11 protein-coding genes are annotated in these 13,040 nt (G+C 73.9%); 5 read left to right on the top strand and 6 right to left on the bottom strand.

Going from position 1 to position 13,040, the window contains the following annotated elements; genetic code table 11:
• Positions 1 to 344 precede the first annotated feature (344 nt).
• Genes ACSHXC_RS24755 through ACSHXC_RS24770 form a run of 4 tightly spaced genes read right to left on the bottom strand, consistent with a single transcriptional unit; the run spans position 345 to position 5,209 of the window.
• The gene (locus ACSHXC_RS24755; protein ID WP_438293689.1) at positions 345 to 1,676 is read right to left on the bottom strand and encodes an AAA domain-containing protein; all 1,332 of its coding nucleotides are present in this window, start codon (positions 1,674 to 1,676) and stop codon (positions 345 to 347) included.
• A complete protein-coding gene (locus ACSHXC_RS24760) occupies positions 1,673 to 3,262 on the bottom strand; it encodes a hypothetical protein (RefSeq protein ID WP_438293690.1) in 1,590 nt (529 codons plus the stop codon). The genes ACSHXC_RS24755 and ACSHXC_RS24760 overlap by 4 nt, the downstream gene beginning before the upstream one ends.
• Positions 3,253 to 4,401 carry a hypothetical protein gene (locus tag ACSHXC_RS24765; RefSeq protein ID WP_438293691.1) on the bottom strand — a complete coding sequence of 383 codons (1,149 nt, stop codon included), beginning with the start codon at positions 4,399 to 4,401 and terminating at the stop codon, positions 3,253 to 3,255. Before ACSHXC_RS24765 ends, ACSHXC_RS24760 begins: the two co-directional genes overlap by 10 nt.
• On the bottom strand, positions 4,322 to 5,209 hold the full coding sequence (locus ACSHXC_RS24770) for a phosphatase PAP2 family protein (protein ID WP_438293692.1): 888 nt from the start codon (positions 5,207 to 5,209) through the stop codon (positions 4,322 to 4,324). The genes ACSHXC_RS24765 and ACSHXC_RS24770 overlap by 80 nt, the downstream gene beginning before the upstream one ends.
• Before the next feature lie 206 nt (positions 5,210 to 5,415).
• Here ACSHXC_RS24770 and ACSHXC_RS24775 point away from each other — a divergent pair, with 206 nt between their 5' ends.
• Complete coding sequence (locus ACSHXC_RS24775) at positions 5,416 to 6,021, top strand: histidine phosphatase family protein (protein WP_438293693.1); 606 nt, start codon at positions 5,416 to 5,418, stop codon at positions 6,019 to 6,021.
• Positions 6,022 to 6,774: 753 nt separating this feature from the next.
• On the opposite strand, the gene ACSHXC_RS24780 is transcribed toward ACSHXC_RS24775, so the two are convergent.
• The gene (locus ACSHXC_RS24780) at positions 6,775 to 8,214 is read right to left on the bottom strand and encodes a tetratricopeptide repeat protein (protein WP_438293694.1); all 1,440 of its coding nucleotides are present in this window, start codon (positions 8,212 to 8,214) and stop codon (positions 6,775 to 6,777) included.
• A gap of 230 nt (positions 8,215 to 8,444) precedes the next feature.
• On the opposite strand from ACSHXC_RS24780, the gene ACSHXC_RS24785 reads away from it, so the two are divergent.
• Together ACSHXC_RS24785 and ACSHXC_RS24790 are read left to right on the top strand one after the other, a co-directional pair.
• Positions 8,445 to 8,927, top strand: coding sequence for a hypothetical protein (locus ACSHXC_RS24785; protein ID WP_438293695.1), 483 nt, complete (start codon positions 8,445 to 8,447; stop codon positions 8,925 to 8,927).
• Positions 8,928 to 8,982: 55 nt separating this feature from the next.
• The gene (locus tag ACSHXC_RS24790; protein ID WP_438293696.1) at positions 8,983 to 9,840 is read left to right on the top strand and encodes a spermidine synthase; all 858 of its coding nucleotides are present in this window, start codon (positions 8,983 to 8,985) and stop codon (positions 9,838 to 9,840) included.
• Positions 9,841 to 9,844: 4 nt separating this feature from the next.
• Here the strand turns inward: ACSHXC_RS24790 and ACSHXC_RS24795 are convergent, their stop codons facing one another.
• Entirely contained in the window at positions 9,845 to 10,399 is a 555-nt protein-coding gene (locus ACSHXC_RS24795) for a hypothetical protein (RefSeq protein WP_438293697.1), read from the bottom strand.
• Positions 10,400 to 10,498: 99 nt separating this feature from the next.
• Here ACSHXC_RS24795 and ACSHXC_RS24800 point away from each other — a divergent pair, with 99 nt between their 5' ends.
• Together ACSHXC_RS24800 and ACSHXC_RS24805 are read left to right on the top strand one after the other, a co-directional pair.
• Complete coding sequence (locus tag ACSHXC_RS24800; RefSeq protein WP_438293698.1) at positions 10,499 to 11,188, top strand: response regulator transcription factor; 690 nt, start codon at positions 10,499 to 10,501, stop codon at positions 11,186 to 11,188.
• Entirely contained in the window at positions 11,185 to 12,576 is a 1,392-nt protein-coding gene (locus tag ACSHXC_RS24805) for a sensor histidine kinase (RefSeq protein ID WP_438293699.1), read from the top strand. The genes ACSHXC_RS24800 and ACSHXC_RS24805 overlap by 4 nt, the downstream gene beginning before the upstream one ends.
• The last annotated feature ends 464 nt before the right edge of the window (positions 12,577 to 13,040 follow it).

Below are 13,040 nucleotides of genomic sequence, written 5' to 3' on the forward strand. Positions count from 1 at the left end.
GGCAAGGCCGACGCTCGGGGTCCGGGCGCCCGGACCACCGTCCATTCTCCCGCGCGTACGCAAGGGGGCGTTCGCGGGGCCGATTCCCGGGGGACGGCCTGCCCCCCGGCTCAGGCCTGCCGAGTGCTGCATCCATTGGCCGCCTCGGGCGGCGTGCCGGACTCCGTCCGTCAGGGCTGCCAAGTCACCCGGTGTTCCGCGAGATGCGAGAGCACCGCGTGGTTCGCCTCCCACCCGTCCGGGGCTGTAACCATTGGCCGCGTCCGGCGGCGTGCCGGACTCCGTCCGGCGAGAGGGGGCGGCGCTGAGCCGGGTGTCCGCCGACCTGGTGCCGGGTGTGCCGGTCACGGACGCCAGACCACCCGGTGTTCGGACCAGTGATCCCATGTGGACATCATTGCCTCCCACCCGTCCGGGAACTTCACCGTCACTCCCAGCTGGACCGGCTCCGTCGACGGGTGGTCGTCCAGGAGGTCCGTCACGCCCGCGCGGCACACCACGATGCAGGCGTGCCGGTGGCGCGAGGCGAGGACGCACAGGCGGCCCGTCTCCAAGTGGAAGGCCGTCGCGTCCGGGCGGCCCGAGAGCGGGTGCAGGACGACCGTCACGTCGAACTCCCTGCCCTGGAGCCGGTTCGCGGTGTCGACGGCCACCCCCGTCACGCCCAGCTCCGCGAGCGCGGCCCGGACCGCGGCGGCCTGGTCGCGGTGCGCGGTGCCGACCGCGATCCGGGCCGCCGTCAGCGGGACCGGCTCCGGCGAGCGCTCGCTGGTTGCCGCCCCGCCCCGGTCCAGGAGGCGGCGTACGACCTGGGCGACGGCGCGGACCGCCTCCGGGTCGGTGCGCGGGGTGTGCCGGGCCGGCAGTTCGAGCAGGGCCCAGCCCGACTCGGCCGCCTCGTCCAGCACGCGGTCCGGCGCCGAGCCGTCCGAGGCGACGCCGAAGGCGAGCCGCCGGTCGCCGTGATCCGTGCCGCTGCGGAACGGCGTGAACGGATAGAACGCGTCCGAGACCAGCGGCGCCGCCGACGCCGGCAGCCGCCAGGAGACGGGCAGCCGGTGCTGCGGCAGCTCCGGGTTGTGCGCGAGCAGCGTCGAGACCGCGCTCGCCGACGGGTCGTACGAGAGCCCCGCCCACTGCTCGGCGTCGGCGATCGCGAACGGGTCGAGCTGACCCGGGTCGCCCACGAACAGCGCCCGCTCGAAGAGCCCCGCGACCGCGAGCAGCGCGTCGGAGCGCATCTGGTACGCCTCGTCCACGATCGCGTGCCGCCACGGATCGACGTCCTTCACGTGGGCCCACTTCGCGGCCGTCGAGATCACCACGTCCAGGCCCGCCAGATCGCCCGCCTTCGACGACTTCCGTACGTTCTCCAGGTCGTCAAGGGCCTTGTCGTACGGGTCGCTGTCGCTGCTGCGCAGGCGGCCGACCGGCAGGTCCGGGGCCTTCTCGGCGAGGCGCACCACCAGGTCGTCGACCTGCGAGTTGGTCTGGGCGACCACCATCAACGGGCGCCCCGCGGCGGCCAGTTCGAGCGCGGCGCGCACTACGAGCGTGGACTTGCCGGCGCCCGGCGGCGAGTCGACGACGACGCCGCGGGAGACGCCGTGCAGGGTGTCGGCGAGGATCGCGTCGGTGGCCCCGGCCGCGGCCGCGCCCGGATCGAAGGCGGTCACAGAAGGTCCTCGGGGGTCAGCGGGTCGGGCTGCTCGGCGGTGTCGGAGCCGGGCGGGCCGCCGTGGGTCCACGGCGTTGCCTCCGGGTCGGGCAGCTTGGGGGCGCCGCGCTGCTCGTGCTCGAACAGCGTCCAGCAGATCCGGTCGCCCTTGTCGGGGACGGAGCCGGGCGCCGGGTCCTTGGCGCGCCCCATCTTGTCCAGGATCCGCAGGACAAGGGCGCCTTCCGGCTCGTACGTCACGAACTCGGCCTTCTGCGGTTTGCCGTCCAGGGTGCGGTAGACCTTGGCGCCCTCGGCGAGGTGCGGGGCGTCGTCCGTGCGCAGGGTGACCAGGGGGCGGGGGCTCGGGCGCTTGGACTCCGTCCACGCCGGCGTCACCTCGACGACCTCGCCCGCGAACGCCTCGCCCGCGAGCCTGCGGCCCGCCATCACGAGCGGGTCGTCGAGCGCCTCGCCCGCTTCGAGCTCGGCCTGCGCGCGCTCGCGCCGCAGCAGCTTGGTGGCGGCCGTCACCGCGTCGTCGCGGCGTGGCTGGGGCGGCTCACCCGCGGTGATGCGGTCCCGGTGGCCGGTGAACGACCAGCGGTCGCTCGTCCAGCGCGCGGCGGCCCGCTCGCCCTCGGGGAGCTCCCGCAGCAGGTCGAGGGCGTGCCACACCGCCGACCAGGTGGGCATGAGTTGTTCGGCGAGCAGACGCCGTATCTCCCGTTCGGCGACGGTGAGTCGACCGAGGTGCTCGTCCGCGACTAGCCCGTCCTCGGCCGCCTGCAACGCCTGGCGGGCCCGGTCGTAGCGCTCCACGGCGGGGGCGAGGAGGCGGTTGTCGAACGCCGGGTCGGTGGCCGGGCCGGCCGGCGGGCACAGCAGCTGGCCGTCCGCGCCCCGCGCCAGCTCGGCCCGCAGCGCGGCCTTGGCACCGGACTCGCCCTCGGGCGGGTCGATCCAGGCGAGCAGCGCGCCCAGGTGCTGGTCCTCCAGGCTGGACTGGCCACTCGCCCAGTGCCGGTTCAGGAGGTCGGTCGCGGCCAGCAGCAGCGCGGCCCCCGGTGTGCGGGCGCGCTCGGCGTAGTGCGTGAACCAGCGGCCGAGCAGCGGGACCCGGGGCGGCGCCGGATAGGGCGCGTCCGGGTCCTGCTCGGCGGTGCGGCGGAACCGCATCGAGCGGCCGAGGAGGCGTACGAAGTCGATGCCGGCCCGGCCGGGGACAATCAACTGCGGCGCGTCCGCGCACAGTTCGACCTCGACCTTGGTCTTCTTGCCGGTCTCCGGGTCCGTCTCGGAGCGCTCGGCCGGCTCGACGTCGTCGGTGTACGCGTCCAGGTACGGCAGTACGGCCTCGGCGAGGTCGGCCAGGAACGTGAAGCGCAGGTCGCGGTCGCGGGGCTGGGGGACCACGAGCAGCGTGGGGGCCGCGCGGTCGCTGCCGACCAGCGCGCCGAGCGGGGCGCCCGCCTCGCCCGCCGTGGTGAGCGGCACGAAGACGAGGGGCCGCTCGGACAGATGGCGGTGGCGGACGGTGGCCAGCGGCTGCGCTCGGCCGGACTCGACGGCTTCCAGGCGGGCCAGCGTGGAGATCAGCGACACGGGGCGCCCGCCTCCGCGCGCAGGGCGGCCGCGCGGCGTACCGCGGCCACCGTCGGATCGGCGGGGTCGCCCGACTCGCCGCGCGCGGCCGCGAGGACCTCGCCGATCGTGGTCAGGCCGCCGAGCTCTCCCCGCAGGGAGCGGCCGAGCGCGGTCACCGCGCCCTCCTCGCGGGCCCGGCCCCGGCAGTGGAAGGCCAGCTCGCACGCGGCCAGGCACTCCGGCGCGTACACCGCGGGAACCGCCTCGACGGCCGAGGCCAGGGACTCGCCGGACTGGCCGTCGAGGTCGAAGGTGGTGCCGGGCGGCAGGGCGTCCGCGATGTCCTCGATCCGGGCCAGTCGTGTCAACTGCCGCCGGGTGACGGAGAGTTGCTTGCGTACGTCGATGACGGAGGCGGTCGGCAGGTTCGAGAAGTCCTTGGGGCAGACGAGCAGGACCGAGTGGTCCACCCAGGCGCCGTCGGTGAGCGCCGCGACCCGCTCCAGGGCGAGCACGTACACCGCGGACTGGCGGGCCGCGGCGCCCACCTTCGACGGGTCGGCGGCCGCGTCGATCATGGGGAAGGACTTGATCTCGACGACCGTCCAGCGGCCGTCGGGGTGTACCACCACCGCGTCCGGCTCCAGGTAGGCGGGGGAGCCGGCCACTTCCAGGGCCAGCATCGGATGGTCGAGCAGCGCCCAGTTTCCGGCCGCGGTGGCCTCGCGCAGGGCGAGCGAGGTGCGGGCCGCGCGGCCCTCGGGGCCGGCCGCCGCGAGATCGGGGGTCGTGGCGTCGCCGGGCGGCTCGGAGCCCGCGCCCATCCGCTCGTGCAGCAGGCGGAGCAGCTCGGTGCCGCCGTCGCCCTTCACCTTCGCCTCGAAGGCGTTGCCGCGCATGAAAGCGAACTGGGACTGGCCGAACGCGGCCGACGGCGCGCCGATCGCCTCGGCGAGCGCGCCCTTGTCCACCCCGGCGCCGTCCAGGAGGGCGCGCCTGTGGCAGCCCGGGTTCGCGGCGAGGGCCGCGAGCGCCCGTGCGTCCAGCGGCCGGGCCACGGCGGCCGGGCCGCGCAGCTCAGCGAGCCTTCGACGGAGTGCTGTCGCCGACTTCTGCGGGGGTGTCGGAGGACGTCCGCTGCCCAGGGATTCGCTCACCCACGGAAGTCTCGCATCCGGCACTGACAATCGAGGCGCCCGTGGCGGAAGAGGCGGGCGCGAAGCGGGCGCGTACGCGCTCCGCGAGCCGCAGTACGGGCTTGGAGAGCCACAGGCCGAGGCCCATCACGGCGACGCCGGCGACCGCGTCGAGCAGGTAGTGGTTGGCCGTGCCCATCACCACGAACGTAATGGTCAGCGGGTACGCGACGGCGGCGATCCGCGTTATTCGGCTGCCGCCGAACTTCCACAGCATCACCCCGCACCACAACGCCCACCCGACATGCAGGCTCGGCATCGCGGCGAACTGGTTGGTCATGCCGCCGAGCCCCCGGGGTGCGCTCGCCTCGCCGCCCCACCAGCCGTACGAGCCGTACTGGGCCATCGTGTCGGTGAAGCCCTGCACCGCCGGGAGCAGCCGGGGCGGGCAGGTCGGCAGGAAGGTGAAGCCGATCAGGCCGAGCAGGGTGGAGGTCATCAGCCAGCCGCGGGCGGCCCGGTACTGGGTGGGGCGGCGGCGGAACAGCCAGATCAGGATGGCCGGCGTGACCAGGTAGTGCAGCGAGGCGTAGATGAAGTCGGCGGGTATGCCGATCGCCGGGGTGTGCGTGAACAGCCTGTTCAGCGGGTGTTCGGCGTTGAGGTGGAGAGCCTTCTCCAGGCGCAGGATGGACAGGCCGTGCTCGACGGCCCGCGCCTCGTCGCCGCGTACGATCAGTCGTCCCAGGGAGTAGGCCGCGTACACGATCGCGATCAGCGGGAGTTCGGTCCACCAGCGCGGTCGCGTGGCTTGCTGCGGCGGCTGCATCCGGTGGGTTCCTCCAACTGGTACTCGGGTCGCCCGCTGGGGGCCTCCGGGTTTTCGGCGTGCGTTCAACCGTACGGTGTAAGTGATCGCCCTCACGCAGCACCCCGGCGTTCCGGTCAGACGCCAAGATCCGGCTCGGGGTTGCTTCGCCGGGTGCGCGATGATGGTGATCGGAACATTTCGTACGGGATCGGGAGAGAACACCCATGGCAGCCGCCGCACCGCGCATCCTGCTGGCCCGGCACGGGCAGACCGAGTGGTCGCTCGCGGGCAAGCACACCGGCCGGACCGACATCCCCCTCCTGGAGGAGGGCCGGCGCGGCGCGAAGCTCCTCGGCGAGCGGCTGCACCGGGAGCCCTGGGGCGGGCTGCCCGGCGTCGAGGTCCGCACCAGCCCGCTCGTGCGGGCGTCCGAGACGTGCGAGCTCGCCGGGTTCGGGGAGCGGGCCGAGCCGTGGGACGCGCTCATGGAGTACGACTACGGGGCGTACGAGGGCATGGCGCCGCCCGAGATCCAGGCGCTGCGGCCGGGCTGGTTCATCTGGCGGGACGGGGTGCCGGACGGCGAGACCCTGGCGCAGGTCTCCGCGCGGGCGGACGAGGTCGTGGCCTGGGCGCGCTCTGCCGGGCGGGACGTGCTGGTCTTCGCCCACGGGCACATTCTGCGGTCCATCGCGGCGAGGTGGCTGGGCGAGGACATCTCCTTCGCGGCCCGGATCCGCCTCGACCCGACGTCCCTGTCGGTCCTGGGGTGGGCGTACGGCGACCCGGCGATCGAGCGGTGGAACGACACGGGGCACCTTGAGCGGTGAGCTGATCCAGTGCGGGGTGACCGGGGCCGCCCGGGGCTCCGCCCCGGACCCTGGGGGCCTGCCCGTGACGGGGGTGGATGGCCCGGCCCCTGGGGCTGCGCCCCAGACCCCGGAGGGTTCGCCCGCCCGCGCAGGGGGTCTGGGGGCTGCGCCCCCAGACCCCCTTGCGGGGGCTCTGCCCCCTGCGCCCCCGGGGCGCTGGCCCGCCCTCCCGCCCGTGACGGGGGTTGGGATGGCTGAGCCCTGGGGCTGCGCCCCAGACCCCCTGCGGGGACTCCGTCCCCTGCGCCCCTGCTTCGGGGGCTCCGCCCCCCGGACCCCGGCTTGGGGGGCTCAGGCCCCGGACCCCGGCTTGTGGGGCTCAGGCCCCGGACCCCGGCTGGGGGAGGGGCTCCGGCCCGGACCCCGTTCGCGCCTTGAGGGCGCTCGTCCTCGAACTCCCCCAAGGCCTTAAGGGCCAGAGGGGACCCCCATGACGGGCCGGGGATGCCGGTGCGGGCGGTGTGCAAAAGGCCATGCCGCCTGCCAGGGCCAACCCTGCTGGGGGCGCGGGGAACAGCGCGACCGGCCATCCGCGGTCCGCAGCCGAAAGCCGTCCGCACATCCAGCCCCTCCGGCGTTTGAGGAGCGGGGGTTCGGGGGCGGCGCCCCCCGGAGAGAACGGACCTCAGCCCATTGCCACCCCCGGAGGCCACGCGGCGGAGCCGCAGAGTGTCACAGCGGGAAGGGGCGGGGTGGGGAGGGGTAAACCCGTCAGACAGCCACCGCTGCCCGGCGTTCCAGGAACGCCGCCACCTCCGGTGACGCCCGATGCGGGGCCAGGATTCGGGACGTGTCCGCCAGCATCGCCTGGATCCGGGTGGACTGGACCTGGTTCAGAAGGTCCAGGACCTGCTGCCCCGCCGCCGCGGATTCGGCCGGCGCCCCCGCCCGCGCGAGGTCGTCGGCGAGCTCGGCCCGGTACAGGGCGAGGTTCCGGGCGAAGTGGGGGTCCTGCACGGTCGCCGCGCGGTGCGCGTGGCGGGCCGCCCGAGACCAGTCGCCGAGCGCGGAGAAGCACTGCGCCTGGAGCATCTCCAGCTCGGCCTCGACGAAGAAGGTCATCCACTCCGGGTCGGCGGGCGAGGTGCCCCGCGCGAAGTGGCAGTGGGCCCGCGTCAGGGACTCCTCGCACGCCGAGCGGTCGCCGAGCCCCGCCCAGCCCCCGGCCTCGCGCAGCGCGAGCAGGGAGAGCAGCCGGGGCGAGCCGAGCGTGTGCGCCGCACGCTCGCCCGCCTGCGCCGCACGCATCGCCTCGCGAGGCCGGCCCATGTCTCTGGCCAGGAACGACATGTTGCAGAACGCGTGCGCCTCAAGACCGGCGTCGCCCGCGAGCCGGGCCGTCGCGAGGGCCTCCGCGTAGTGCGAGCGGGCCTCGCCGAAGCGGCCCGAGTCGTGCGCCAACCAGCCGACGGAGATGGCCAGTTCACCCGCGCCCGTGTGCAGCCGCTCCTGCGTGGAGCGCCGCGCCGCGCTCGCGTCGAGCAGGGCGTACGCGGTGCGCAGCGGCTGGGCGGCCCGCTGGTAGAGCCCGTCCGCGCCGTGCCGGTCGTCGAGCAGTCTGATCCGGCGCACCGCCTCCTCGACGGCGCTCACCTCGGCCTCGCCGACGCGCTGGACGGGATGTGCGGATGCCGGGCCGAGGCCCAGCGAGACGGCCGCCACCGTGGCGGTGGAGCCCGTCATGAATGCGCGACGCAGCACGTCGCTCTCCTCGTGGTTCTGGTGAATGTGGTGGTTGGCCGACGGTGGGCCGGGCGAATCGTCGCGTGGATGGTCGGGGCGGGGCGTGATGTGGAGCAGGGGCGCGGCGGAAAGTGGGCGCGCCCCCCGGCCTCGTACCGTCTCCCTCGCCGAGAACCCCAAGTCGGCCAGGGTCAAACCCGGGAACATGTGCCGGAAGACCCTTTCGTACGCGTAATTGGGACAGCGGATCTCGCCGTTCTCCACGCGTCCGATGTAGCGGGCGTCGCAGGCGACCTGCTCGCCGATCTCGCGGGCGGCCCGGCGGACCGCGGCCGCGAACTCGCCCGGTGAACGGGCACCCCTCAACTGCCGGAAGGCCACGTTGGGTTCCCGCGTGAGCCGGCGCGGCGTCTGCGGAGTCCGCGCGTTCACCCGGGGGTCGTCGTGGGGATCTGGTGACGGCGCCATGGCTCGACAGCCCTCTCTGGCGGGGTGGTGCGGAGCAAGAACGTACCTGCTGTGACGAGTCGTTCACGCTGTGTTTGGCTACAAACCGGATATCTCACCCGCGATCCGCCATGAACTGCCATCCTTTGCGGCGGCACGTCGCCGTTCCCCTTGACGCGCAAGGGCGTTGAACCATGTGGAGAGCGCCAACCCCGCAGAGACGCGGAGGGCTTGCCTTGTTGGAGGACTGCGTGAACACCGACACCGACATCGACTTCACAGGCTCCGGTACGCAGACGACGGCCGTCCGGCATGCGCATTCACCGCAGGCGGCCGCCCCGCCGGTCCTCGCGCGCGCCGCCGAGGAGCCCTGCGACCTGGTCACCGTGCCCGCCCGGCAGGGCCTGGAGGCCGTCGACATCATCCGCCGCGGCTCCGCCCCGGCCGCCGTCGGCCCCGTCCTGCACGACGGGACCTGCGACACCCTCGGCTTCCTCGTCCCGTCCGGCACGGCCGCCGCCTGGGACGTGCCGGGCAGCGCCTGTACGGAGACCAACGGGCGCGGCCTTCGCATCGAGGGCCTGCCCGTCGAGCCCCCCGTCACCGGCTCGGGCTGGCTGCTCCCCCCGAACACCACCGAGGTCACCGACCCCGGCCTGCTCCGCGAGGCCCTCGGTGAGGCGGCCCGGATGATCGAGGCCGCCGACGGGATCAGCGAGGCCGACGGCCGCTGAGCGCGGCCACGGGTGCGGGCGGGCGGCACCCGCCCGGCCGGTCGATAATGGCCGGATGGCGAAAAGCAGCAGGCGGCGCGGGCCCGAGCCCGTCGTCGAGACGGTGGACGGCGGCCTCGCCGAGCTCATACCCGACCGGGACCGGACCGGCGGGTGGACACTGCTGCTCGACGGGGCGCCCCAGTCGCATGTGGATCTCGAAGCCCCGGACCGGCTGACCTTCGAGTACCAGCGCCGTCTCGGCCACGTCATCGACCTCGCGGCCCCGCCCGGCCGGGCCCTGAACGTCCTGCACCTGGGCGGCGGCGCCTTCACCCTGGCCCGCTACATCGCAGCCACCCGGCCCCGCTCCACCCAGCAGATAGTCGAGCTCGACGCCGCGCTCGTCCAGCTCGTACGCCGTGAGCTGCCGCTCGACCCCGGCGCCCGGATCCGGGTACGGGGAGGGGACGCCCGCGCCGGGCTCGGCAAGCTCCCCGACGGCTGGGCCGACCTCGTCATCGCGGACGTGTTCAGCGGGGCCCGCACTCCGGCCCATCTGACCAGCACCGAGTTCCTCGCGGACGTACGCAGAGTGCTCAAGCCGGGCGGAACGTACGCCGCGAATCTTGCCGACGGGCCGCCGCTCGCGCATCTGCGGGGCCAGATCGCGACCGCCGCCGGGGTCTTCCCCGAGCTCGCGCTCGCCGCCGACCCGACGGTGCTGCGCGGCAAGCGGTTCGGGAACGCGGTGCTCGTCTGCTCGGCCGTGCCGCTGCCCCTCGCCGAGCTGACCCGGCGCATCGCGGGCGACCCGCACCCCGGCCGCGTCCAGCACGGACGTGAGCTCGCCGACTTCACCGGCGGGGCCGTCGCGGTGAGCGACGCGAGCGCGAAGCCCTCGCCGGCGCCGCCGGCCGGGGCGTTCCGCTGAGCGGTCAGGTGTTGTTGATCTCCACCGAGGGCGGGTGGCCGTTCCAGGTGCAGAACACCGAGACCGTCTCGCTGCCCCGGGTGAACGTGACCCGTATCCACTCCGTCTGGATCCAGCGCTCCATCTGCCAGCCCGATGCGGGCGTCGCCGAGACCAGCTGGGCCGAGGTGTCGCCGAGATCGAAGACGACCCGGCCACCCGAGACGTTGTAGCCCTGCACCGCGCCGGAATTGGCGGAGTTGCCCGAACTGCCGGACGGTGACGGCGACTTGCCGCCGGACGGGGAGCGGCTGCCCGACGGCTTCGCGCTCCCGGCGTCCTTCGACGGCTTCTGGGAGGCGGAGGACGACGGCGAGGGCGGGGTCTCCTTGGGGCGCGGGGTGGACGAGGCGTCCGGCTTCGAGCCCTGCGTGATGTGCGCGTCGCCGCTGATCGGCAGGGCGCGCGGCGGGTCGTAGACGGTGCCCGCAAGGACCGTGTGGACGCCCCACCATGAGAGCGTGACCGCCGCTCCGGTAGCGAGCGACCACGCCAAACCGTGTACGAGTCCTCTGTGCATCCGGGCCATACTGCACCACGAGCCCCACCCGTGTCCCGCCACCGCCCACTCCACTCCCGCGGGGGACTCCGGTCCTCCGCATGGCGTACGGTGCGGGCCATGGCAAGTGTGCTCGTGGTCGAGGACGACCAGTTTGTCCGCTCCGCCCTCATCCGCCACCTCACCGAGGCCTCCCACACGGTACGGAGCGTCGGCACGGCACTTGAGGCGCTGCGCGAAGTGGCCCATTTCCGGTTCGACGTGGTCATCCTGGACCTCGGACTGCCCGACCTGGACGGGGCCGAGGCGCTGAAGATGCTGCGCGGCATCACCGACGTACCGGTGATCATCGCCACCGCGCGGGACGACGAGACGGAGATCGTCCGGCTGCTCAACGACGGCGCGGACGACTACCTCACCAAGCCGTTCTCCGTGGAGCACCTTTCCGCACGGATGGCCGCCGTGCTGCGCCGGGCGCGCGCCACCACCGGGGCCGAACCGCCGTCACGCGTGCTCCAGGTCGGCGGGCTGTGCATCGACCCGCTGCGGCGACAGGCCGAGCTGGACGGCGTACAGCTCGACCTGACCCGGCGTGAGTTCGACCTGCTCGCCTTCCTCGCCGGGCGGCCCGGCGTGGTCGTGCCCCGCAAGGAGCTGCTGGCCGAGGTGTGGCAGCAGTCGTACGGTGACGATCAGACCATTGATGTGCATCTGTCCTGGTTGCGGCGGAAGTTGGGAGAGACCGCGGCGCGGCCCCGCTATCTGCACACCCTGCGCGGGGTCGGCGTGAAACTGGAGCCACCGCAGTGAGGTGGGCCCTGGTCAAGGTCTGCCTCGCCGTCACCGTGATGGTGGTGGTCGCCTTCGCGGTGCCGCTCGGCATGGTCATCAAGGAGATGGCTCGCGACCGGGCGTTCTCCAACGCCGAGCGGCAGGCCGCGGCGATCGGGCCGACCCTGTCCATCACCACCGGCCGCGACGCCCTGGAACGAGCCGTCGCCTCCACCCAGTCCGGCGCCGAGGACCGGATGGCCGTGCACGTCCCGGCCGACCCGGCCGTCCCGGGCAGCGCGCCGGTGGAGATCGGCAGGCAGCGGGCGGCGGACAAGGACCTCGAAGCGACGCGCAAGGTCATCAAGGCCTCGATCTCCGACGTCTCGGGCGGCTCCACGCTGCTCCAGCCGACCGCGCTCAGCTCCGGCCAGATCGCGATCGTCGAGGTCTTCGTGCCGGAGGCCGAGGTCACCAACGGCGTGACGACGGCTTGGCTCGTCCTCGCGGGCGTCGGCATCGGCCTGATCATCGGCTCCGTGGCCGTCGCCGACCGCCTCGGCGTACGCATGGTCCGGCCGGCCCAGCGGCTCGCGGGCGCGGCGCAGGATCTGGGCGAGGGCAAGCTCGGGGCGCGGGTTCCGGAGGAGGGCCCCACCGAACTGCGCTCGGCGGCCGTCGCGTTCAACTCCATGGCCGACCAGGTGGTCCAACTCCTCGCCAACGAACGGGAGTTGGCGGCCGACCTCTCGCACCGGCTGCGTACGCCGCTCACCGTCCTCCGCCTCAACGCGGCCTCGCTCGGGGACGGGCCCGCGGCCGACCAGACGCGGGCGGCGGTCGAGCAGCTGGAGCGGGAGGTCGACACGATCATCCGCACCGCGCGCGAGGCCAAGCCCAAGACCCAGCCCGCCGGGCCGGGGGCGGGCTGCGACGCCTGCGAGGTCATCCTCGACCGGATGGAGTTCTGGTCGGCGCTCGCCGAGGACGAGGGGCGCGAGGTACGGCTCGCGGGCGTGGACCGGCCGGTCCGCATCCCGGTGGCCCGGGCGGATCTGGTGGCCGTGCTCGACGCGCTGCTCGGCAACGTGTTCCGGCACACGCCGGAAGGCACGGCCTTCTCGGTGGACGTCCACAACGGCGAGGACGCGGTGATCGTCCTGGTCTCCGACGCGGGGCCGGGGATCGCCGACCCGCGGGCGGCGCTGGAGCGGGGCAACAGCGGGGGCCGGCCCGGCTCTACCGGCCTCGGCCTCGACATCGTCCGCCGGGTCGCGGAATCGACGGGCGGCGACGTCCGGATCGGCCACTCCGTCCTGGGCGGGACGGAGGTCCGCCTCTGGATCGGCCTGGGGGTTACGCCGCCGGGCCGGCGGGGGCACCGGGTACGGGGGCGGGGCCGAGCCCGCCGGGGCGCGGACGCCTGATCCTTTCCCCACCCCGCCCCTTCCCGAGACCCTCCGGGGGTAGAAAGGGGTGAGCCAGTTTTCCTGGGGCTCCGCCCCAGACCCCGTTCACGCCTGAAGGGCGCTCGTCCTCAATCTCCCCCAAGGCCTTAAGGGCCAGGGGGGACCCCCATGACGGGCTGAAAGTGCCGATGCTGCTAGGGGCGCGGGGAACTGCGCGAGCAACCACGCACGATCCGCAGCCGAGAACCATCCGCACATCCAGCCCCTCCGGCGTTTGAGGAGCGGGGTCTGGGGCGGAGCCCCAGGGGCGACCACCAAGCCGCAGCAGAGCGAAACCCCCCGGAGGGTCTTGGGAAGGGGCGGGGTGGGGAAAGGAACCCGGGCTTAACCACCCCCCATCCCACCCTTAAGCCGACCCTAAGATCACCAACCCCCGCCCCGAACTGGGCATTTGTCCGATTCCGCATCGCTAGCGTGCTGCC

It is taken from the genome of Streptomyces sp. HUAS TT7, from assembly GCF_051550175.1.
GTDB lineage: Bacteria > Actinomycetota > Actinomycetes > Streptomycetales > Streptomycetaceae > Streptomyces.

What these genes read in the sequence shown, in the direction of transcription:
- ACSHXC_RS24770 (WP_438293692.1), bottom strand. Translation starts at nt 5,209, where the DNA reads ATGCAGCCGCCGCAGCAAGCCACGCGACCGCGCTGGTGGACCGAACTC.
- ACSHXC_RS24775 (WP_438293693.1), top strand. Translation starts at nt 5,416, where the DNA reads ATGGCAGCCGCCGCACCGCGCATCCTGCTGGCCCGGCACGGGCAGACC.
- ACSHXC_RS24780 (WP_438293694.1), bottom strand. Translation starts at nt 8,214, where the DNA reads ATGGCGCCGTCACCAGATCCCCACGACGACCCCCGGGTGAACGCGCGG.
- ACSHXC_RS24790 (WP_438293696.1), top strand. Translation starts at nt 8,983, where the DNA reads ATGGCGAAAAGCAGCAGGCGGCGCGGGCCCGAGCCCGTCGTCGAGACG.
- ACSHXC_RS24795 (WP_438293697.1), bottom strand. Translation starts at nt 10,399, where the DNA reads ATGCACAGAGGACTCGTACACGGTTTGGCGTGGTCGCTCGCTACCGGA.
- ACSHXC_RS24800 (WP_438293698.1), top strand. Translation starts at nt 10,499, where the DNA reads ATGGCAAGTGTGCTCGTGGTCGAGGACGACCAGTTTGTCCGCTCCGCC.